The 22,114-nt window shown below is 41.4% G+C and carries 19 protein-coding genes; 18 read left to right on the top strand and 1 reads right to left on the bottom strand.

Annotation, left to right across the window (positions count from 1 at the left end; genetic code table 11):
* Positions 1-148: 148 nt before the first annotated feature.
* On the bottom strand, positions 149-1,930 hold the full coding sequence (gene rpsA / locus AC1EK4_RS01730; protein WP_062433828.1) for a 30S ribosomal protein S1: 1,782 nt from the start codon (positions 1,928-1,930) through the stop codon (positions 149-151).
* Between the two features lie 435 nt (positions 1,931-2,365).
* On the opposite strand from rpsA, the gene AC1EK4_RS01725 reads away from it, so the two are divergent.
* From AC1EK4_RS01725 to AC1EK4_RS01640, 18 genes are all read left to right on the top strand, one after another.
* Positions 2,366-3,712 (top strand): SLC13 family permease, encoded by a 1,347-nt coding sequence (locus AC1EK4_RS01725; RefSeq protein WP_062432438.1) that lies wholly within the window; start codon positions 2,366-2,368, stop codon positions 3,710-3,712.
* 21 nt (positions 3,713-3,733) lie between these two features.
* Entirely contained in the window at positions 3,734-4,711 is a 978-nt protein-coding gene (pfkA, locus tag AC1EK4_RS01720) for a 6-phosphofructokinase (protein WP_036897633.1), read from the top strand.
* Positions 4,712-4,849: 138 nt separating this feature from the next.
* Positions 4,850-6,376: a F0F1 ATP synthase subunit beta gene (gene atpD / locus AC1EK4_RS01715; protein ID WP_036897630.1), complete on the top strand. Its 1,527-nt coding sequence runs from the start codon at positions 4,850-4,852 to the stop codon at positions 6,374-6,376.
* A 13-nt stretch (positions 6,377-6,389) separates the two neighbouring features.
* Complete coding sequence (gene atpC, locus AC1EK4_RS01710; protein WP_036897627.1) at positions 6,390-6,632, top strand: ATP synthase F1 subunit epsilon; 243 nt, start codon at positions 6,390-6,392, stop codon at positions 6,630-6,632.
* Between the two features lie 25 nt (positions 6,633-6,657).
* Positions 6,658-7,050, top strand: a complete 393-nt coding sequence (locus AC1EK4_RS01705; protein WP_062432435.1) for a hypothetical protein — start codon at positions 6,658-6,660, stop codon at positions 7,048-7,050.
* A 32-nt stretch (positions 7,051-7,082) separates the two neighbouring features.
* A complete protein-coding gene (atpB, locus tag AC1EK4_RS01700; protein ID WP_036897622.1) occupies positions 7,083-8,129 on the top strand; it encodes a F0F1 ATP synthase subunit A in 1,047 nt (348 codons plus the stop codon).
* Between the two features lie 55 nt (positions 8,130-8,184).
* A complete protein-coding gene (locus AC1EK4_RS01695; protein WP_036897619.1) occupies positions 8,185-8,427 on the top strand; it encodes an ATP synthase F0 subunit C in 243 nt (80 codons plus the stop codon).
* 10 nt (positions 8,428-8,437) lie between these two features.
* Entirely contained in the window at positions 8,438-8,956 is a 519-nt protein-coding gene (gene atpF, locus AC1EK4_RS01690) for a F0F1 ATP synthase subunit B (protein ID WP_036897616.1), read from the top strand.
* A gap of 5 nt (positions 8,957-8,961) precedes the next feature.
* Entirely contained in the window at positions 8,962-9,498 is a 537-nt protein-coding gene (locus AC1EK4_RS01685) for a F0F1 ATP synthase subunit delta (RefSeq protein WP_036897613.1), read from the top strand.
* 59 nt (positions 9,499-9,557) lie between these two features.
* Positions 9,558-11,144 (top strand): F0F1 ATP synthase subunit alpha, encoded by a 1,587-nt coding sequence (atpA, locus tag AC1EK4_RS01680; RefSeq protein ID WP_036897609.1) that lies wholly within the window; start codon positions 9,558-9,560, stop codon positions 11,142-11,144.
* A gap of 6 nt (positions 11,145-11,150) precedes the next feature.
* Positions 11,151-12,122, top strand: coding sequence for a F0F1 ATP synthase subunit gamma (locus tag AC1EK4_RS01675; protein ID WP_036897607.1), 972 nt, complete (start codon positions 11,151-11,153; stop codon positions 12,120-12,122).
* A 116-nt stretch (positions 12,123-12,238) separates the two neighbouring features.
* Positions 12,239-13,198, top strand: a complete 960-nt coding sequence (gene ftsY, locus AC1EK4_RS01670; protein WP_480356788.1) for a signal recognition particle-docking protein FtsY — start codon at positions 12,239-12,241, stop codon at positions 13,196-13,198.
* Positions 13,199-13,218: 20 nt separating this feature from the next.
* Positions 13,219-14,520 (top strand): 30S ribosomal protein S12 methylthiotransferase RimO, encoded by a 1,302-nt coding sequence (gene rimO, locus AC1EK4_RS01665; RefSeq protein ID WP_480356787.1) that lies wholly within the window; start codon positions 13,219-13,221, stop codon positions 14,518-14,520.
* A complete protein-coding gene (locus tag AC1EK4_RS01660) occupies positions 14,513-14,806 on the top strand; it encodes an HU family DNA-binding protein (RefSeq protein WP_480356785.1) in 294 nt (97 codons plus the stop codon). The genes rimO and AC1EK4_RS01660 overlap by 8 nt, the downstream gene beginning before the upstream one ends.
* The gene (locus tag AC1EK4_RS01655) at positions 14,793-15,917 is read left to right on the top strand and encodes an HU family DNA-binding protein (protein ID WP_480356784.1); all 1,125 of its coding nucleotides are present in this window, start codon (positions 14,793-14,795) and stop codon (positions 15,915-15,917) included. Before AC1EK4_RS01660 ends, AC1EK4_RS01655 begins: the two co-directional genes overlap by 14 nt.
* 586 nt (positions 15,918-16,503) lie before the next feature.
* Positions 16,504-18,924 (top strand): TonB-dependent receptor, encoded by a 2,421-nt coding sequence (locus AC1EK4_RS01650; protein ID WP_480356783.1) that lies wholly within the window; start codon positions 16,504-16,506, stop codon positions 18,922-18,924.
* Between the two features lie 28 nt (positions 18,925-18,952).
* Entirely contained in the window at positions 18,953-20,437 is a 1,485-nt protein-coding gene (locus AC1EK4_RS01645) for a hypothetical protein (protein WP_480356874.1), read from the top strand.
* 165 nt (positions 20,438-20,602) lie between these two features.
* Positions 20,603-22,057 (top strand): hypothetical protein, encoded by a 1,455-nt coding sequence (locus AC1EK4_RS01640; protein ID WP_480356782.1) that lies wholly within the window; start codon positions 20,603-20,605, stop codon positions 22,055-22,057.
* Positions 22,058-22,114 lie beyond the last annotated feature (57 nt).

The raw sequence follows: 22,114 nt of genomic DNA, 5'->3' as shown, positions 1-22,114 counted from the left end.
CGTTTCTAAAAATGAAACGTGTGTCGTATTAAAATTCTTTTGCAAAGGTACGCAATTATATTGAATGGACAAAAAAAAAAGCTCGCTTTTGTCAAGCGAGCTTTCTTGTTTTTTGTAGAATACTTTTACAAGTTATTCAACTGTAAATTTATTCACCTTTTTCCATCTTTGCTTTCAAGTCAGCAAGCACGTCGAGGTCACCCAATGAAGTACCGGCCTTTACGTTGTTGATGGTAGCCTCTGGCTTATTAGCGTGGTTAGAACCACTGTTGTGCTTGAAGTTTGTTTTCACTTCTTCTTTACCTTCTTCGAAAGTACGGCTGTGTGAGAGGATGATACGCTTGGTATCTTTCACGAACTCAATAACCTTGAATGATAATTCTTCACCAAGTTGAGCCTGTGTGCCATCTTCTTTTACAAGATGTTTAGGAGTTGCGAAACCTTCACCACCTTCGTTCAAAGTGATAACAGCACCCTTGTCCATCATTTCGGTAATCTTACCTTCGTGTACAGAACCCGGAGTATATACTGTCTCGTAAGTATCCCAAGGATTATCTTCCAACTGCTTGTGACCTAAAGACAGACGACGGTTCTCCTTGTCTATTTCAAGAACAATTACATCGATCTCTGCACCTTGAGTAGTAAACTCTGAAGGATGCTTAACTTTCTTTGTCCATGAAAGGTCGCTGATGTGAATCAAACCGTCAACACCTTCTTCAAGTTCTACGAAGATACCGAAGTTAGTAAAGTTACGAACTTTTGCATTGTGCTTAGAACCTACAGGATACTTCACTTCAATAGTTTCCCATGGATCTTCCTTGAGCTGCTTGATACCAAGGCTCATCTTGCGCTCTTCGCGGTCGAGAGTCAAGATAACTGCCTCAATCTCATCACCTACGTGCATGAATTCCTGTGCAGAACGCAAGTGTTGGCTCCATGACATCTCACTAACGTGGATAAGTCCTTCTACACCGGGAGCGATTTCTACGAATGCACCGTAGTCAGCGATAACAACAACCTTACCCTTTACATGGTCACCAACCTTCAGGTCTGCATCCAAAGCATCCCAAGGATGAGGAGTGAGCTGCTTCAAACCAAGTGCAATACGCTTCTTGTCTTCATCGAAGTCGATGATAACAACGTTAATCTTCTGGTCAAGAGCAACAACCTCATGAGGATCGCTGACACGCCCCCAAGAAAGGTCTGTGATGTGAATCAATCCGTCTACGCCGCCAAGGTCAACGAATACACCGTAAGAGGTGATGTTCTTAACAGTACCTTCAAGTACCTGACCTTTTTCGAGCTTAGAGATAATTTCTTTCTTTTGTGCCTCCAACTCAGCCTCAATAAGAGCCTTGTGAGAAACAACTACATTGCGGAACTCTTGGTTAATCTTAACAACCTTGAATTCCATGGTCTTGCCTACGAATACATCGTAGTCGCGTATAGGATGAACGTCAATCTGGCTACCGGGCAAGAATGCTTCGATGCCGAATACATCAACAATCATACCACCCTTAGTGCGGCACTTGATGTAACCTTGGATAACCTCTTCGTTTTCGAGAGCTGCGTTAATTTGATCCCAGCTCTTGTTCAAACGAGCCTTCTTGTGAGAAAGAACCAACTGACCTTTCTTGTCTTCTTGATTCTCTACGTAAACCTCAACTTTGTCGCCTACTTTGAGTTCGGGGTTGTAACGGAATTCTGATGCAGGAATGATACCATCGCTCTTATAGCCGATGTTAACAATAACTTCCTTCTTGTCGATAGAGATTACAGTTCCCTCTACGACCTGATGTTCTGCAATCTTGTTCAAAGTTTCATCATAAGCCTTCTCAAGATCTTGCTTGTTGACGTTTACGTTTGAACCATTTTCAAATTCTTCCCAGTTGAAGTTGTCCAATGGTTGTACGTTCTGTAAGTTTGACATAAAAAATAATTGTTTGTAATTAATAAAGTTGGACTTTATGTTATTAATATAATATGGTGTAATTGCTTTTTTAAGCTTTTCACCAAAATTGAGTGCAAAGGTAGTAATTAAATCATTACAAAGTGTTTGTTGAGAATTGAAATACCTTTGTATTAACTTTCTTTAATATAAAATATTGGGTTAATAGATTCAAATACCTCTCGTTGCACAGCGTAGGCAGTTTTGCTGAATGCTCTATGCAGTATTGTTGTAAAATGTCGGCAAATATGTTGAGAATCCTTTGTAGTAATTTAATTTGGTGTGATGATGACGTTCGTTTCCCTTTTTACCTGGTCAAATTATAATTTGATAATTAACACGTTAATGATAAAAAAGTCGATATAAAACTTGTATGTGCAGAAATAATTGTTAACTTTGCCTTGCAAATTCTGTTTTATGACTCTGATTATTGTTGGCATATTGTTAATCAGCTTTATATTGATAGCGACAGAGGCAATTACAAATGTAAATAAGGCTGCCGTTGCGATATTCGCAGGCACTCTAGGTTGGGTGCTTTATATTTGCTATGGAACGGACTTCGTTATGAGTCAGCACCATGGTGACTATACTAACTTCTTGAATGGAGCAGTTGCTACTAGCATAGCCGTAAAGCAGTATATAGCTCAAAATATATTCCTTAAATATGTTGGCGAAGCCGCTGAAATAGTCTTGTTTTTGCTGGCTACGATGACTATTGTCGAAATTCTTGATAATAACGGATGCTTTGATTTTATCTCGCAATTGCTGAAGACGCGGAGCAGTCGTCGCATGTTGTGGACGCTGGCCGTTGTTACTTTTTTAATTTCAGCCAATCTTGATAATATCACAACGACGGTCATGATGTTGACAGTTATGCATAAAGTGATTCCAAGCAGGCGGTTGCGCATGCTTTTTGGAAGCGTTATCGTGCTATCGGCCAATACAGGTGGTGCATTGACTGTTATCGGTAATCCCGAAGGATTGGTGTTGTGGAATATGGGAAAGGTGACGGCTACAGATTTCTCTATGGCTTTGTTTGTCCCTTGTTTGCTGGCTTGGGGGATTCCGACATGGCTCATCGGTCGTGCGCTGCCTGAGAGAGTGGATACTGAATGGGTGGTGATGCCGTACAGAGGAGATGATACCAATCTGACGGTTGGACAGCGTCTTGTCATGCTGTTTGTGGGAATTGGCGGATTGTGGTTTATCCCTACGTTCCATAATATAACGAAATTAAGTCCATTTTTGGGTGCCTTGTGTGTTTTGTCTATATTATGGATAGTAAACGAAGTGTTTAACCGGCGTCTTTTTAACGCCAACATGATGTCGCAACGCAGAACGCCGCGTGTGCTCCAATATGGTGTAATCCAAATGATGTTGTATGTGATGGGGATTATGTTGGCGGTGAGTGTAGTGAAAGAAACTGGAGCTTTTGCTTGGTTGTGGGCGCAATTAGGGATGGCAACAACGAATATAACTTTATTAGGTATTCTTGTGGCTGCAATCAGCTCGCTGCTTGATAATTTTGCCACAGCGATGAACTTTGTAGTAATGAAGCCCAATGGCGTTGCTAATGATGCCTATTATAAAGTAGTGGCGTATGCAGTGATGGCTGGTGGAAATATATTGGCGACGGCCAGTATGAGTGGAATGGCACTTTTGAAAATGGAACGTATGCATGCAGGATGGTTTTTCCGCAATATAGGATGGAAGGCTTTACTGGGTGGGATTATAGGATTGTTGGTCTTAATAGTTCAACTGTGATATTAATAAAATAAATATATAATGACAAAAATAAAGACAATTGGAATCTTGACATCTGGAGGTGACGCTCCCGGAATGAATGCTGCTATCAGGGCAGTCTCTAGGGCTGGTATCTATAATGGCTTTAACATCAAGGCAATATATCGTGGGTACGATGGCTTGATTAATGGGTTGATAAAGCCTTTTACGACAGAGAACGTCAGCGGAATCATTGGCACGGGAGGTACGATACTGAAAACGGCTCGCTCATCGGCTTTTATGACGGAAGAAGGTAGGCAAAAGGCGTATGACAATTTGGTAAAAGAAGAAATTGATGCCTTGATTGTTATTGGTGGTAATGGTTCGCTTACGGGGGCTATGAATTTTGCCAAAGATTTCGATGTGTGCTGTATCGGACTGCCGGGAACTATAGATAACGATTTGTATGGTACTGACAATACGATAGGTTATGATACGACGATGAACACGATTGTGGATTGTGTCGACCGTATCAGAGATACGGCGCAGAGTCATGAGCGTATTTTCTTTGTCGAAGTTATGGGGCGTGATGCCGGATTCTTGGCTCAGAACAGTGCTATTGCCAGTGGGGCTGAAGCTGCCATTATTCCGGAAGACTCTACTGATGTTGACCAGTTGGCGCAGTTTATGGAGCGAGGTATCCGTAAAAGTAAGAAGAGTTGTATCGTAATTGTATCGGAAAGCCCTAAATGTGGTGCTCTTTACTATGCCGACCGTGTTCGTAATGAGTTTCCTGAATACGATGTTCGTGTTTCAATCTTGGGTCATTTGCAGCGTGGCGGACGTCCGACGGCTCGCGATAGAATCCTTGCTAGTCGAACCGGCGTAGGTGCAATTGAAGCTATTATGCAAGGACAGAGAAATATTATGGTGGGAGTAAGAAACAACGAGGTGGTATATGTGCCACTGAGTGAAGCGATTCGTAGTGATAAACCTTTTGATAGAAAATTGATAAAGGTATTAGACGAACTGTCTATATAGAATGTTTGTAATCCGCTAGGCAGTCTAAAAGGTGTTAAAAAAAGATTAAAACTCTGAGTTAAGTTACGGTTTCTATCTGTTTTTAATTACTTTTGTGCTAATTACAAGTAGAGAAAACAAAATTTAAAGATATTAGTTATGTCACAAATTAATGGTCGTATTTCTCAGATTATCGGTCCTGTGATTGACGTGTATTTTGATACACAAGGTCAGGATGCCGAGCAAGTTCTGCCAAAGATTTACGATGCTTTGAAAGTTAAACGTCCCGATGGAAGTGACCTCGTTATAGAGGTGCAACAACATATTGGTGAAGACACGGTTCGCTGTGTGGCCATGGATAATACCGATGGTTTGCAACGTGACTTAGAAGTTGTACCTACTGGTAAACCAATTGTGATGCCGGCAGGTGAACAAATCAAGGGGCGAATGATGAATGTGATAGGCAAACCGATTGATGGTATGGAAGAACTCCAGATGGATGGTGCTTATCCTATTCATCGTGAGGCACCAACTTTCGATGAGTTGTCTACCCATAAAGAGATGCTTGCAACTGGCATTAAAGTGATAGATTTGTTGGAACCTTATATGAAAGGTGGTAAGATTGGACTTTTTGGAGGTGCCGGTGTCGGAAAGACTGTGCTTATCATGGAGCTTATCAATAACATTGCAAAGGGACATAACGGCTATTCTGTCTTTGCAGGTGTAGGTGAACGTACACGTGAAGGGAACGACTTGATTCGCGATATGTTGGAATCTGGTGTTATCAGATATGGAGAGAAGTTCCGCAAAGCAATGGATGAAGGAAAATGGGATTTGTCGCTTGTCGATAAAGAGGAGTTGAGTAAATCTCAAGCGACCCTTGTTTATGGTCAGATGAATGAACCACCCGGAGCACGTGCAAGTGTGGCTTTGTCGGGACTAACTGTTGCAGAAGAATTCCGTGATCATGGTGGTAAGGGTGGCGAGGCGGCCGATATTATGTTCTTTATTGATAATATCTTCCGTTTCACACAGGCTGGTTCTGAAGTTTCTGCTTTGTTGGGACGTATGCCGTCTGCTGTAGGTTATCAGCCTACATTGGCTTCTGAAATGGGTGCTATGCAAGAGCGCATTACCTCAACAAAGCGTGGCTCTATTACATCTGTGCAGGCTGTGTATGTACCAGCAGACGACTTGACCGACCCTGCTCCTGCTACTACGTTTACTCACTTGGATGCAACAACCGAACTTTCGCGTAAGATTGCAGAGTTAGGTATCTATCCTGCGGTAGATCCATTGGGTAGTACATCTCGTATTTTGGATCCACTGATTGTGGGAAAAGAGCATTATGATTGCGCACAACGTGTAAAACAACTTTTGCAACGTTACAATGAATTGCAAGATATTATAGCAATCTTGGGTATGGATGAATTGTCTGACGAGGACAAACTGACTGTGAACCGCGCACGTCGTGTACAGCGTTTCCTCTCTCAACCGTTTGCTGTGGCAGAGCAATTCACAGGTTTGAAAGGTGTAATGGTTCCTATCGAGGAGACCATCAAAGGATTTAATGCTATCCTTGATGGAGAAGTCGATGATTTACCAGAACAAGCTTTCTTGAATGTGGGTACTATTGAGGATGCAAAAGAGAAGGCTAAGAAGCTGTTAGCAGCTGCCCAAGCTTAATATTCAGTAGGATATGTTGAAGTTAAAGATAGTTTCTCCGGAAAAGATTATGTTCGACGGTGATGTGGAAAGCATCACTGTTCCGGGAACACTTGGCTCTTTTGAGATACTCACCTCGCATGCACCAATCATCTCTTCGCTAGAGGATGGAACTGTTATGTATCAATTATCTGATGGAACAAAACAAGAGTTTGTTGTCCATGGGGGCTTTGTAGAGGTACAAAAGAATATGGTAAGTCTTTGTGTAGAGCTGTAAGTAGCTTATATATAAGAAAATATAGATGATGAATGTAGGAAAACTTTGCCACCGATATATACGACAGAGTACCTTCTTTATAATAGGATTATCATTACTAGGATTGCTTGTCATGCAGTTGTCCATGCTGGATGAGATATTATATCCTATACTTTACAGTGTGATATTCTCTTTTGTTGTAGAGGTGGTTGATGCTCTGATCTGGCGCCGTGTAGCTCTTCGTGCTCCCGAAAGTTTACCTACATTTTTCATAGGTGTTTCCGGTTTTAGGATGCTAGCAGCTTTAGCGTTCATGTTTATTTACTATTTGGCGACAGATAGTGATAACATGCTAGCCTTCCTATTGGTATTCATGATATATTATTTTGTACTGATGACGCATCATACTATCTTTTTTAGAAAGGTCATGCGTGGGTAAGTATTAAGAGAAATGAGATTAAGAAACAAGAAATGAGACAAATAAAGAATATCCTTTTGTTGTTGGCTATCATGCTAATACCATTGAATGTTCTTGCCAATGAGCAAAAAGGCGAGAAATTGGACATACCAACCATCGTGTTGGAGCACTTGTCTGATTCGTATGAATGGCATATAGTAACATATAAAGGTAAGCATATTGGATTCCAATTGCCGATTATTGTAAGGAGTGCGGCTACTGGTGAGTGGACTTTCTGTACTGCCAAGAGTCTGCCGAGTCCATTTTATTTTGATGAGACACATCATGGAAAGATTTATGAAAAGTTGCCTAATGGGGAGACGGTACGTCCGCTTGATTTGAGTATAACAAAGGTTGTTGCTCAGATTTGGATCGTTGTCTTTATTTTATTGGGCGTTTTCATCGCTTGTATGCAGTATTACAAGAAAGTCGATGTGAAGTCGGATGCTCCGAAAGGATTTATTGGTTTCATAGAAATGTTAGTGATGTATATCCATGACGATGTTATAAAACCAGCGGTAGGTGAAGCACATTGTAAACAATATGCACCTTATTTGTTGACCATATTCTTCTTTATATTTCTGTGTAATATTATAGGGTTGTTGCCAATTTTCCCCGGTGGAACCAATATTACCGGTAATATTAACATTACATTGTTCTTGGCTCTTTGCACAATGATAGCTATCAATGTGTTTGGAAGCAGGGAATATTGGAAAGATATATTTTGGCCTAATGTGCCAATCTTCCTCAAAGCACCGGTGCCATTGATGCCGGTTATTGAGTTATTTGGTGTCTTCACTAAACCATTTGCTTTGATGATTCGTCTCTTTGCCAATATGATGGCAGGGCATGCTGTGATATTAAGCTTCACTTGTGTTATCTTCTTAGGATGGTCTATGGGGGTGGGCTATGGTATAGGTCTGAATATTTTCAGTATTATCATGTTACTCTTTATGAACCTTTTGGAGGTTTTGGTGGCATTTATTCAGGCATATGTCTTTACCATGTTGAGTGCAGTATTCATCGGGTTGGCTCATCCTGAACATCATCCTGCAGAATAGAAGAGCAGAATTTAGAAGAAAAGAACATATTAACATTAAATTAAAACATAAAATTATGATGATTACAACATTATTAGCAGCAGAAGGTTTGGCACAGATGGGTTGTGCAGTAGGTGCAGGACTCGCTACAATTGGTGCCGGTTTAGGTATTGGTAAGATTGGTGGTAGTGCTATGGATGCTATCGCTCGCCAGCCTGAAGCTAACGGAAAGATTACTTCTGGCATGATTTTGACAGCTGCATTTGTTGAGGGTTGTGCTCTGTTTGCCATTGCAGCTTGCTCATTCCTTATCAAGTAATAATTAAAGAATGGATAATTTACCATCAATATTAACTCCTGATTTAGGACTCCTGTTTTGGATGTTCTTGGCCTTTTTGGTTGTCTTTGTTGTGCTTGCACTTGTCGCATTCCCCCTTATTATTAAGATGGTGAATGGTCGTAAGAATTATATTGACGAGAGTTTACGCAAAGCACATGAGGCTTCTGAGCGCTTATTGAATATCAAACAGGAGGGTGAATCCATTCTGCAAGAAGCGCGAGAGAAACAAGCAATTATCTTAAAGGAAGCTGGTAACACACGTGATACAATCGTTGAAAAAGCTCAAGAAAAGGCTAGAGAAGAGAGTACACGGCTGCTGAATGATGCAAAAGTGCAGATAGAGGCAGAAAAACAGAATGCAATCCGTGAGATACGTTCACAAGTTGCAGAGCTTTCTGTGAAGATTGCGGAGAAGATTTTGCGCGAAAAATTGTCTACAGGTGATCAGCAGATGGAATTGATTGATAAGTTGATGGGTGATATTTCTGTGAATAAAGGGAAAGAATAGTATTTATGGAACTAGGTGTAATATCGGTAAGATATGCTCGTGCTTTCCTGAAATATGCCACGAATATATCTGTTGAAACTCTCGTTTACCAAGAGATGCAGTTGCTGTATGACTGTTATCTTCAGGTGTCAGAGTTGCGTTCGACGATAGATAATCCTATGCTCTCAAAGGATAAGAAGGAACAATTGCTTGTCACAGCTTGTGGAACGAATGTTACAGAAGCTACTCAATCGTTTATTCGACTCATTTTAAAAGAGGGCAGGGAGAAGGCCTTGCAATTCATGGCTGCTTCATATATTACTTTATATAGGAAACAAAAGAATATCACTTGTGGAAAGTTGTCTACTGCTACAGTCGTAGCTCCTGCCGTAGAGCAGAAGATGAGACTGTTGGTAGAGAGTAGAACTCTCGGAACTGTGGAATTCAATACAGAGGTGAATCCCGAAATTATCGGTGGATTCATTCTTGAATATGACACTTATCGTATGGATGCCAGTGTCAAGACACGGCTCAGTTCGATATTGTCGCAGTTGAAACAATAGGATTCAAGTGTTTATATTTTAATACACTTAATCTTAGATTATAATTAAGGAGATTAATAATGTCAGATAAAATAAAACCAAGCGAAGTGTCGGCTGTTCTTTTACAACAGCTTCAGGACATCAATAGCAATGGTCAATTTGATGAAGTTGGTACTGTTCTTACCGTTAGTGATGGTGTTGCACGCATCTATGGATTGCGCAACGCAGAAGCTAATGAGCTCCTAGAGTTTGAGAATGGAACAATGGCTATTGTGATGAACTTGGAGGAAGATAACGTTGGTTGTATTCTCTTAGGTCCTACATCAGGCATCAAGGAAGGCCAAGTTGTCAAGCGCACACACCGTATTGCATCCATTCGCGTGAATGATAACATGTTAGGTCGCGTCATTAATCCATTGGGAGAAGCTATTGATGGCAATGGCGACATTGACTTAACAGATGCTTTTGAGATGCCTCTTGACCGCAAAGCTCCCGGTGTGATATATCGTCAACCGGTAAAAGAACCATTGCAGACAGGATTGAAGGCGGTTGATTCCATGATTCCTATAGGCCGTGGACAGCGTGAGTTGATTATTGGAGACCGCCAAACCGGTAAGACTGCTATTGCTGTTGATACGATTATCAATCAGAAGAGTTTCTATGATGCAGGCAAACCTGTATATTGTATCTATGTAGCTATTGGGCAAAAAGCGTCTACTGTAGCTAACTTAGTGCAGACCTTAAAAGAGCATGGTGCCTTGCCTTATTCTATTATAGTGAGTGCTACGGCTGCCGATCCCGCCGCTATGCAATATTATGCACCGTTTGCTGGTGCTGCTATAGGAGAATATTTCCGCGATAGGGGACATTCTGCATTGGTGGTATATGATGATTTGTCAAAACAGGCAGTGGCTTATCGTGAGGTCTCATTGATTCTCCGTCGTCCTTCTGGTCGTGAAGCATACCCCGGTGATGTATTCTACTTGCACTCACGTTTATTGGAGCGTGCCGCACGTATCAATGATCAGCAAGAAATCGCAGAGCAGATGAACGACCTTCCTGAAAGTATGAAAGGGCATGTCAAAGGAGGTGGCTCGTTGACAGCTTTGCCAATCATTGAGACACAGGCGGGTGATGTGTCGGCTTATATCCCTACCAATGTGATTTCTATTACCGATGGTCAGATATATTTGGAGTCCAACCTTTTCAACCAAGGTTTCCGTCCTGCTATCAACGTTGGTATCTCGGTATCTCGTGTAGGTGGTAGTGCTCAAATCAAGAGTATGAAGAAAGTGGCTGGTACTTTGAAAATAGATCAGGCTCAATATCGTGAGTTGGAAAGTTTCTCTAAATTTTCTTCCGATATGGATGCAGTGACAGCCATGACGCTAGATAGAGGACGTAAGAATAACCAACTTCTTATCCAGCCTCAATATAGTCCAATGCCTGTAGGCGAACAAATTGCGATTTTGTATTGCGGTGTACATGGATTGATGCACGATGTTCCTGTAGAAAAGGTGCGTGAATGCCAAGATGCTTTCTTGGATAAGCTGCGTGCTCAGCATGGTACGACTATAGAATCACTAGCCAAAGGTCTATTGACCGATGAGGATACCTCGGTTATAGAAAGTGTAATGGCTGATATCTCCGGACAATATAAAGCATAATAGTCTATGCCTTCATTAAAAGAGATAAAAACCAGAATTGCTTCTGTCAATAGCACTCGTAAGATTACGAGTGCTATGAAGATGGTTGCGTCTAGCAAACTTCATCATGCGCAGGTTGCTATTCAGAATATGCTGCCCTACGAGACGATGTTAGAGCACATTCTGAAGACTTTTTTGGTTTCCTTACCCGATGCTCAAAGCGAATATGACAGAGTACATGCTGATATGAAGCGTGTTGCTTTGGTGGTATTTAGTTCCAATACATCGTTGTGTGGTGGATTTAATGCTAATGTCATCAAGATGATGCAGCAGGTGGTAAGCGATTATAAGGCTCAGGGAATTACGGATATTACAGTTTATCCTATTGGGCGTAAGGTGGCTGAGAAGGCTCAAAAGTTAGGTCTTCAAGTTGCCGGTGATTTTACAGAACTTGCTGATAAACCCTCAGCAAATGGCTGTGCTAATATAGCTACAACGCTTGCCCGGTTGTACCAAGCTGGTGAAATAGACAAGGTAGATATGATTTATCATCACTTTAAGAGTGCCGGTTCTCAGATTCTTACGCATAAAGTTTTTTTACCAATAGACTTGTCTACAGAGACAATTGGCGCAGAAAACGATAGAGATTTAAGTAGTAACATGGTTACAGCTAAAGCTCAAGAGTATCTACGTAAGAAGAAAGAGTCTGAAAAGAAAAGCCAAGAGCATGTTGCAAAGTTGAATGATGATTATATTGTAGAACCGGATTTAGCAACAGTATTGGGTGTCTTGATTCCGAAGCAGTTGAATTTGATGATGTATACAGCATTGTTGGATAGTCAAGCTAGTGAACATGCGGCTCGTATGGTTGCTATGCAGACGGCAACGGACAATGCAGACGAATTGCTCAAGACATTGAATTTACAGTATAATAAGAGCCGTCAACAAGCTATCACCAATGAGTTACTTGATATTGTAGGAGGTTCAGTAAACAACTAATATCTCCGTAACAATCATATTAATAAGGGAATATGCCGTATAGGCGTGTTCCCTTTTTTGATTTTAGTCAGTAATTATTCAGTCAAAAATCGTATCTTTGCAGAAAAATATATAGTATGGGAATCTTTGGTCTATTCAATAAGAAAAAGAAAGATACGCTGGAACAGGGTCTAGAGAAAACCAAACAGAGCGTTTTCTCCAAGCTTACGCGTGCCGTGGCAGGAAAATCTAAGGTCGATGACGACGTTTTAGATAATCTGGAAGAAGTATTAATCACTTCTGATGTTGGTGTTGATACTACTTTGAAGATAATCGAACGTATCGAAGAGCGAGTGGCACGTGATAAATACGTGTCTACTTCCGAGTTGAATGGTATCCTAAAGAGTGAGATAGCTTCATTGTTGGCTGAAAATAATAAAGCTGATGGGGATGACTGGGATTTACCGGTTACGCACAAGCCTTATGTCATATTGGTTGTTGGGGTCAATGGAGTAGGAAAGACAACGACTATTGGCAAGTTGGCTCATCAGTTCAAACAAGCCGGTAAGAAGGTGTATCTCGGAGCTGCCGATACGTTCAGGGCTGCAGCCGTAGAGCAAATCCAAATATGGGGAGATAGGGTTGGTGTACCTGTCGTTAAGCAGCAAATGGGTGCCGACCCCGCATCTGTAGCCTTTGATACCCTTCAGAGTGCAAAGGCTAATAATGCCGATGTGGTATTGATAGATACGGCCGGGCGTCTGCATAATAAGGTGGGTCTTATGAACGAGTTGAAGAAAATCAAGGACGTGATGAAGAAGGTTCTTCCCGAAGCACCCGATGAAGTGCTGTTGGTATTGGACGGTAGTACGGGGCAGAATGCCTTTGAACAAGCCAAGCAATTCTCTTCTGTTACCCAGATTACAAGCCTCGCCATCACTAAGTTAGATGGAACGGCAAAGGGAGGAGTCGTTATTGGTATCTCAGACCAGTTGAAAGTTCCTGTTAAGTATATCGGTTTGGGAGAGAAGATTGAAGACCTCCAGCACTTTAATCGTACAGAATTTGTTGAATCTCTGTTTGGAGAAGAACAGTAAATTCTAATACTCCAAGTGTAATGAAGAAGAATCAGATAGATATAGTTACAATGGGTTGCTCTAAGAATCTCGTTGATAGCGAGCTTCTGATGAAACAATTTGAAGCCAATGGCTATCATTGTGTTCACGATTGTCAACATCCACAAGGTGAAATAGCAGTCATCAATACTTGCGGTTTTATCGAGTCGGCCAAAGAGGAGAGCATCAATACCATCTTAGGATTTATAGAAGCAAAGAAAGAAGGACGCTTGAATAAACTCTTTGTGATGGGCTGTTTGAGTCAGCGCTATAAGGATGAACTGGAGAAAGAACTCCCTGAAGTAGACAGATTCTATGGGAAGTTCAACTATAAAACTTTACTTCAGGATTTGGGTAAGGCCGATATACCGTCTTGCGATGGTCGTCGCCATCTCACGACACCGCATCATTATGCGTATGTGAAAATATCAGAAGGATGTGATAGGCATTGTGCTTACTGTGCCATTCCACTCATAACAGGAAAGCATGTAAGCCGTCCGCAAGAAGAAATTATCCAAGAAGTAAAAGAACTTGTTGCTTCCGGTGTAAAAGAATTCCAAATCATAGCCCAAGAACTTACCTATTATGGAGTCGACGTTGATGGCAAGCGTCATATTGCGGAGCTTATTTCTGCAATAGCAGAGATACCGGGGGTGAAATGGATACGCTTGCACTATGCATATCCCAATCAGTTCCCCTTAGAACTATTGGATGTCATTCGTGAACACGATAACGTTTGTAATTATCTTGATATAGCCTTACAACATATCTCTAATCACGTGCTTGATGCTATGCATCGCCATGTCTCGAAAGAAGAAACAATAAACTTGGTAAGGCAAATCAGAGAGAAAGTTCCCGGTATATGTCTGCGAACAACCTTATTGGTGGGATTTCCCGGTGAGACGGAAGAAGATTTCGAAGAACTATTAGAGTTTGTAAAACAAGCGCGTTTTGAACGTCTAGGTGCATTCATGTATTCAGAAGAGGAAGGCACTTATGGTGCCAAACATTATGCCGATGATGTTCCTACAGATGTAAAGCAGGAACGTTTGGATCGCTTGATGAAGTTACAAGAAGAAATCAGTACCGACTTAACCGCTCAACAAGTAGGCAAGACGCTTCGTGTTATCATTGACCGAAAGGAAGGCGAATATTATATTGGCCGGTCGGAGTTTAGTTCTCCTGAGGTAGACCCGGAAGTGTTAATCCCTGTTGCCAACCGAAAGTTGCGAGTAGGAAATTTCTATTATGTTCGAATTGTAGATAGTGATGAGTTTGATCTTTACGGAGAAGTAGATGAATAATAAGGAATACATTGCAGAATTAGCACAAAAGACCGGCTATACACAGGCCGATACGCAAAAGATGGTTAAAGCTGTTGTTGATAAGATGTTAGATGTTCTTATTGAAGAAGAGGCGGTCTCTGTAGCAGGATTTGGTACGTTTGAGGTAAAGAAACGGCTGGAAAGAGTCGTTATTAATCCTTCTACCGGGCAAAAAATGCTTGTTCCTCCAAAGTTGGTTTTAAACTTTAAGCCTAATGCGCAGATCAAAGAAAGACTAAAAGAAGGAGGGAATGACAATGAATAGTAATGTATTTCTTTCAGAACTATATAGTTCTTTGGAGCAGAAGTTCAACCTTGATAAAGAGGCGGCACAGGCATTTGTAGAGCAAATGTTTGCGGTTTTGGGCGATGGTATACGTCATGATAAGCAAGTCAAGGTTAAAGGACTTGGTACTTTTAAGACTGTTTATGTGAGTGCTCGTGAGAGTGTGGATGTTAATACCGGTGAACGCATTCTCATAGAAGGACGGGATAAACTTTCTTTCTCGCCAGAGTCTGGTGTCAAGGAATTGGTCAATAGACCATTCGCTCAGTTTGAAACTGTCGTAGTAAACGATGGAGTAGATGCAGATATGTTATCTTATGTAGAGTCGGAGGAAGTTAAAGACGAGCCAGAGAAAGTTTCGGAACCAGTCGTGTTACAAAAAGAACAATCTCAGACTGTTGTAGAAGAACCTATTATACAATCTGTTGTTGAATCCCCGAATCCTGTAGAGGAAACTGAGAAAAGTGCGCCTCAAGAAGAACCTCTACCTGAGATAGAAAAAGTGTTAGAGGATTCCGGTGAAAGACTTGTAGAGCAAACGAAAATAGAAGAGGAACAGGAAGAACGTTCTGAGCAGCGAAATTCTAAACTCCCTATTATTCTCTTGTCGGCATTGAGTGGATTATTCTTCTTACTATGTTGTTTTGGTGGTTATTTCTTGATGCGTGAATTAAATCGACGCGATGCTCTCATTAAGCAGTTGGTAACAGAACTTCGGGCAGAAAAGAAGACTGCAATGGAAATAAAACATCAGCCATCTTCAAAGATGGTGGAACCCATTAAAGTAGTTCCCCCTGTTCAGGAAAAACCACAAGTGAAAGAGGTTGTTGCCCCAGAAAAGCCTGTGGTTTCATCTAATGGATATGCTTCGTTAGCTCAAAAAGATGCTAGAGTGCGCACAGGTGCCTATCAAATTGTTGGGATTAAAGAGGTTGTAACCGTCAAGAATGGACAAAATCTAAAGTCGATTAGTCGTACTTACCTAGGCCCGGATATGGAGTGCTACGTAGAAGTACTTAATGGAGTGAAGGAAGTTAAACTGGGAGATAAGGTAAAAATCCCTGAATTGAAATTAAAGAAGCGCAAGTAGGCTTTCTTCATAAATAATATGTACATCATTGCAAAGCCTTTTCAGTGTTGCTGAAAAGGCTTTGCTGTAATATTGAACGGACTATGCAAGATTGCTGTATAGCCATTGCAGTAATTGAATACTTGTTTTGTTGGAAATCTTATGAACCTTTATTGCATTGCGAAATATGGATGTTTGCAATCTAAGATGATTTCTAAAATACAACTAATTGGAAATAAAGAAGTTAGCTTGTTTGTTAAACTGAATAGGTAACAATTTGGAAACGAGCGAACTACTTGGTGTCGCTGTTTTCTGCCTAACAAAGAACGCTTGTTATTCTGTTTGCAAAGATAATACTTTGTTACCGAATAACAAGCGTTTTCAAAGAAATATTCACTCAGACCACATTCCAAACAAGAGGAACACGACTTAGCCAACAAGCTCGTCAACACCATCTGCTTTCACTAAAAGTAGTTATGCCCGTAAAAAGAAGCAATAAGAAAATACCTATTTTTGGGTATGTACATTCTTTTTCTGTATCGAGAAGTTGAAATACCTTTGCAACTCGAAAGTTTTTTAGTATAATAACAATTATTAAGATAGTAAAATGTCGAAAAAAGAACAACGAACGCAAAAGATTCTATCGGCTCGAGACTCCCTTTTCAAGGGATGCTTGCTAATGCTGACGATGCTGTTTCTAAGCATCACTGCCACAAAGGCACACAACGGCACGAACGCAAGCACAGATAAAGCCGAGGAAGGTAGCGTGACTCTTCAAGTTACAGATGCGCTAACGGGCGAACCCATATTAGGAGCCGTTGTAAAAGATAGCAACGGTAAGACATACGTCACCAACGAGTCGGGGACCTGCATTATGAAGTTAAGCAACACCGATAAGAATGTGACAGTCACTGTCACATTCGTAGGCTATAAGAGTTACACTTCCTATGTGTCAGCACAAACACGCACACTGAACATCAAACTAAAGGAAGATGCTCAGCTGTTAAGTGGTGTAACGGTGACATCTAAAAAGAGACACACCGACATCATGCAGCAAGCCAAGACTTTGGATCAAAGTATACTTGAAAAAGGTGGTGCCACCTCGTTGGCAAAAATGTTAGAGACCATTCCTGGCGTGAGCTCTATCAGTGCCGGTAGTACGGTGGCTAAACCTGTTATTCAAGGTATGCACAGTAGCCGTATTCTATTGATGAACAACGGTGTGAAATTGGAGAGTCAAAGTTGGGGTAACGACCATGCGCCAGAAATTGACTACACAGGTGCCAGCATGGTAGAGGTTGTAAAGGGTGCCGAATGTATTCGTTACGGTTTTGGTGCCATGGGTGGTGTGGTATTGCTTAACGATGCGCCCCTACCCTATGGACATAACAAGCCTATCGTGAAAGGAGTTACCAACATCGGCTATGATACCAATGCCCGAGGAATAAGCGGTTCGGGAAGCATTGAAGCAGGTTGGAAGAATTTCGGTATGCGCCTGCACGGCAACTATACTCGTGGTGGTGATTACCATACGCCCGAATACATCATGAACAACACGGGCTACAATAACATCAGCATGTCTGCCATGGGTGGTTTTGAGAACAAGCGCATCACGGCAACCGTGCTTACAAGTTTGTTCTACCAACGTTCTGGTATCTATTTTGGCAGCCAAATATCCGACTTGGCACAACTACAAGAACGATTCCGCATTGGTCGTCCAACAGAGTCGTCATTGCAACCATTCAGTTATGAAATTGGCATACCCTTCCAGCAATCACAACACTTCACGCTGAAAGGTGAGGTGAAATATCGTATCAATCCAGAGCAATCGCTGGATTTGACTTTGTCGTTCCAAGAAAATTTGCGACAGGAGTATGAGAACCGTATGAAAAAGGAGTGGAGCGTCATCCCGATGCAAGACCTTATATTGAAAACATACAAGGGCGACTTGTCATATCGTGCTTCATGGAAGCCTTACAAAATGTCCACCTTTGCAGGTGTAGCAAACACATACCAAATAAACTACAACTTCCCAGGCACCAAGAATCCTGCCTTTGTACCAAACTTTGCCGCTCTCACCATGGGTGGTTTCCTGTTACAAAAGGCTACTTTCTTTGAAAAATTGCAATGCGAATTGGGCTTGCGTTACGACTTTAGAGTAATGAGCGTGAGCGGTTACACCACGCTGAACAAGTACGACTATTACGATGACTTCAAGGTTTACAGCAACTTCACCTCGAGCTTTGCTACTCACTATCAGTTTAACGACAACTGGGACATACGTGCAAACATCGGTTGGTCGTGGCGTCCACCAGACATCAACGAGCTTTATGCCATCGGACTTCAAGAAGGTTCTTACTGGGTAGTGGGCAATAGAAACCTAAAGAGTGAGCGTGGTTGGAAGTCCATCTTTGGCGCAAGGTATCGCAACACATGGGTATCTGTAGAGCCAAGCATGTTCTACCAACACATTAACAGTTATATATACGACCATATCGGCTATGGTGCTAATCGTTTTCATAACAGCCCAAGCGGAAAATATGCCAAGTTTATGTATGATCAGGACGATGTGAGACTGTATGGTGGCGATATAGAAGCCACGGTGAACCCCATTAAAGGACTCAGTATCGTAGCAAAGGGCGAATGGATATTTGCACGCAACATAACACGAGACGACTGGTTGCCTTTCATGCCATCAGACAAGTATGGACTGTCAGCCAACTACGAACATGTCTTCGGTGCAGAGAAAAAGATAAAGGCATCGTTCTCTCTCTCTGGCAACTATGTCACAAAACAGAAACGTTTCGACCCCAACAAGGATTTAGTGGCAGTATCGCCCGATCCTTACTTCCTGCTTGGCACCACAGCAGACGTTGCCTTCAAGCTGACAAGCAATAGGGAAATAAAGGTAATGTTGGTAGGCGACAACATTCTCAACACATTATATAAGGAATATACAGACCGATTTAGATATTATGCGCACGAACGTGGCATGAACTACTCTTTGCGCACAATCATTAAATTTTAAGAAAATGAAGTTACAATATAAGACAATAATGCGTTCAACTATTTTAGCTGTAGGATGCTGCTGCATACTTGCCGCATGTTCTACCAATGATGTTGATGATTTCTTGAAAAAAGTAGTAAAAGCTCCTCCTGCTTCTATCGAGTACAATGGCAAGGGACACTCACAGATATATGCAGTAAGTGCCGTACTTAGAATGGGGTTCAAAGGTGGTAACATAAAAGTTGGAAACTTTGGTGCCGACAACAGTATAGACAACACATACGAACAAAACTCGTACAACATGATAAGCGTGAACACGGATAAACCGACAGACTATCCGCTCATGCAACAAATTGAGATAAGTAAGGGCGACAATGGACAAATGCAAATTACCAGCCAGCGCGACCATTTTGATGTAGTTGCGTCAGATGACGTTTATTACGGACTTGAGCTTACATATTATGGAGCCAACCACCAACAAATAAACGGTGAGTTCATACAGTTCTATTACAAGAAAAACGGAGACCCAGACCTCGACAATTCTACATTGGTACAACACCAACACTTCTTTACCATTGGCAACGAAGTATTGGAACACAGCTACACTATAGATGGTAAAACCATATCCAAGAACAGTAAGCAGGGTTTTTATCCACACACGCTGGACAAGAAACCAACATACTACCCAGAGCTTACCTTTGAGATGGAGGGCGACAAGCTAAAGCCTTGTGACATCACCACGACCGGCGCACTGCTTGCACCTGAAAGTGGGAACAAATCAGATATCATGCCGTTTGACAGCACGCTGATAGACAAAGCGATAAATATATTCCCTACGCTGAAAAGAAATCAAGCCACATGGACAGAAAATGGCTTTAAATTCTTTCAAACACTCACCATGCCACATGCGGCAGAACTTGCTAACAAGTTGTTTACATACAAATACCGAGATACCGACCCATTTGAGAAACAATTGGGATATGAATATCAAGAAGGTAGCGGTGACGGTGGCGTTGTAACAGATGGTACAAACGCACTGAGACAAAGACAAGGCGATTTCGTGGAATTGCTGCACCAATGCAGGAGAATTGGTATAGGTCCAAACAATTTGGACAGAATGGGATTCAAGGGAGTTCTACAGTTTAGCCAAGCCAACACCGAATTTGCTATGCAAATAAGCCTATGCAACATCGTATCACAAATGGATAAATCAAAGAATGCGATTTGGCCCAAATATGGAAATGATAACCAAAAAGATGCTGACTCAAAGACTTGTTCTGAAATTCCAACATTAGGAAATGGAGAAGGTAGAGGACTTTATAATTTTAATGAAATAAAATCAGAATGGAGCAATCACGACATTGACATTCCTTTAACATTCCGTGTCATTGCAGACATGAAAGATGGAAACGAGAAGTTCGTGGAAGATTTCAAAAAGTTCTATCCGCACATGGATACCAATGAAATCAAGAGTTATTTCTTCAATCCTCAATATTTGCTGTCAAGGAATCGTAAGAATATATTCGTCATGTAGACCTCAGCTAAAAGGAAGGCATTTGCGCATCATCATTCCTCACATGGCTGACACAATCTCCCAACTAAGGAAAATTTACATACACGGCTAAAAGGAGTAAGAGTATTTAGCAAAGTGCCAATTATACTGGACTATCTAATCAAGACATTTACATAAAATAATAAAATGAAAAAATATAGTTTTTGTTTCATTCTTATATTGATGCTATGTACATCATGTGATGATTTCATCTTTGGTAACATGAACATCAATTACAACGAAAACCCACTTGAACACAAAGAAGTACCACACAGCGGTGCGGATGCCATGGTTGACAGCTTGAAGAAAAAAGCTCCCTTTGGTGATGCCATGAACAATCCCGACCAAGATGGCGCTTTCAACAACTGGGCTCGCTGCTTAGTTATGTTCAAAGAGGGACACTCACACGGAGATGAAAAATTTCATGGCAATTATGTTTACCCAGCAGCGCCATGGAGACAAGAAGAATTTGTCATAGTAGAAAACAACTCACAAAAGTTTCCTACTGTAAAGGTGGAATGGGAAAAGAGTATTCAAACTGTTTTTGAAAAGAAGTTAGGCACGCCTACTCCCCAGCAGCCTTACATTCGCCTTATAGGTGGAGATAAAAACCTTTGGGGTATATGCTTGTACTTCTTGGATAAAGATGGAAAGTTGCTTAACGATGAGATATACAAGCACTCTGATGAGTATCAAATATTCTTTACCATCAGTGACGTAGACGATAAAGGTAACCCATACAAGATTGAAGACTGTAGAGGTACATGGGAAGCTGACAAAAATGGGAAAGATGGCAAAGTAGATGAGCATCCTGTCGTATCACCTTATTTCGAAAGAGTAGATAAGAACGAAAGTTTAGGTCACGATATCTTTATGCGTAGACAAAATGCAACCAAGAATTTGTTTGAATATGCCTACCGTGACACATGGCATCAGAATGCTATGGCTGACGGTATGCGCGAGTTTTACAACATTAGGTTGCTGCCACCCCTTGCTGCCACCGATGCTAATTCATGCGTTTCCTATGACAAGGACTGTGTAGGACTAAAAGGACATATCAACTTTTACTATGAGGCTAACGAGCTTACCTCTAACTTTAGACCTGAAATAGATCCACGATATGGGGCTGGAGAGAAAGACACATGGCCTTTCATGGTAAAAGGTTTTTCCGGTGAGTCGGTAGTATATAGCCGTACTTCATACATACTGCCTTACTTCTATCTTTCCGTAAGAGTTATGAAATGTCAAAAGGGAAAGAAGGCATATATTCCTAAGGCTACCATTGCCAACAAGGAGCTGGACTATGCTGGATATTGGGATTGGATGAAGAGCGAAAAAGCCTGCGCACCATTCTATAACCCTTTCTGGCAATCGAAGAATACGACCCTTGAGGTTCCTGAATGGAAAGAGCTTATACGCTTTAATATACCAATCAAGGTGTATTGCAATAGGTTCGATTCCGATCCGACAAACGTATCACCAGCAGAGCCATATTATTTCTACTTAGGTAGAGAGATTGGATTAACAGGAAAACAAGCATACGAAGCGAGCCAAAATGTTAAGACGCATGGCTTTGGCGCTTTTGGCAACTGGTTCCTCTAATTCATACAATTATTATAAACAACAAAAATTATCAGAACAAATAAACAAAACAAGGAT

Source organism: Prevotella sp. C0026C3 (assembly GCF_056590795.1).
Note: the sequence above shows the minus strand (reverse complement) of the source record. Positions and strands in the feature narration are given on the sequence as shown.

What these genes read in the sequence shown, in the direction of transcription:
- atpD (WP_036897630.1), top strand. Translation starts at nt 4,850, where the DNA reads ATGTCACAAATTAATGGTCGTATTTCTCAGATTATCGGTCCTGTGATT.
- AC1EK4_RS01655 (WP_480356784.1), top strand. Translation starts at nt 14,793, where the DNA reads ATGACAATGAATAGTAATGTATTTCTTTCAGAACTATATAGTTCTTTG.
- AC1EK4_RS01705 (WP_062432435.1), top strand. Translation starts at nt 6,658, where the DNA reads ATGATGAATGTAGGAAAACTTTGCCACCGATATATACGACAGAGTACC.
- AC1EK4_RS01660 (WP_480356785.1), top strand. Translation starts at nt 14,513, where the DNA reads ATGAATAATAAGGAATACATTGCAGAATTAGCACAAAAGACCGGCTAT.
- atpA (WP_036897609.1), top strand. Translation starts at nt 9,558, where the DNA reads ATGTCAGATAAAATAAAACCAAGCGAAGTGTCGGCTGTTCTTTTACAA.
- AC1EK4_RS01675 (WP_036897607.1), top strand. Translation starts at nt 11,151, where the DNA reads ATGCCTTCATTAAAAGAGATAAAAACCAGAATTGCTTCTGTCAATAGC.
- AC1EK4_RS01645 (WP_480356874.1), top strand. Translation starts at nt 18,953, where the DNA reads ATGCGTTCAACTATTTTAGCTGTAGGATGCTGCTGCATACTTGCCGCA.
- atpC (WP_036897627.1), top strand. Translation starts at nt 6,390, where the DNA reads ATGTTGAAGTTAAAGATAGTTTCTCCGGAAAAGATTATGTTCGACGGT.
- atpB (WP_036897622.1), top strand. Translation starts at nt 7,083, where the DNA reads ATGAGACAAATAAAGAATATCCTTTTGTTGTTGGCTATCATGCTAATA.
- pfkA (WP_036897633.1), top strand. Translation starts at nt 3,734, where the DNA reads ATGACAAAAATAAAGACAATTGGAATCTTGACATCTGGAGGTGACGCT.
- AC1EK4_RS01695 (WP_036897619.1), top strand. Translation starts at nt 8,185, where the DNA reads ATGATGATTACAACATTATTAGCAGCAGAAGGTTTGGCACAGATGGGT.
- atpF (WP_036897616.1), top strand. Translation starts at nt 8,438, where the DNA reads ATGGATAATTTACCATCAATATTAACTCCTGATTTAGGACTCCTGTTT.
- rimO (WP_480356787.1), top strand. Translation starts at nt 13,219, where the DNA reads ATGAAGAAGAATCAGATAGATATAGTTACAATGGGTTGCTCTAAGAAT.
- AC1EK4_RS01640 (WP_480356782.1), top strand. Translation starts at nt 20,603, where the DNA reads ATGAAAAAATATAGTTTTTGTTTCATTCTTATATTGATGCTATGTACA.
- AC1EK4_RS01725 (WP_062432438.1), top strand. Translation starts at nt 2,366, where the DNA reads ATGACTCTGATTATTGTTGGCATATTGTTAATCAGCTTTATATTGATA.
- ftsY (WP_480356788.1), top strand. Translation starts at nt 12,239, where the DNA reads ATGGGAATCTTTGGTCTATTCAATAAGAAAAAGAAAGATACGCTGGAA.
- AC1EK4_RS01650 (WP_480356783.1), top strand. Translation starts at nt 16,504, where the DNA reads ATGTCGAAAAAAGAACAACGAACGCAAAAGATTCTATCGGCTCGAGAC.
- AC1EK4_RS01685 (WP_036897613.1), top strand. Translation starts at nt 8,962, where the DNA reads ATGGAACTAGGTGTAATATCGGTAAGATATGCTCGTGCTTTCCTGAAA.
- rpsA (WP_062433828.1), bottom strand. Translation starts at nt 1,930, where the DNA reads ATGTCAAACTTACAGAACGTACAACCATTGGACAACTTCAACTGGGAA.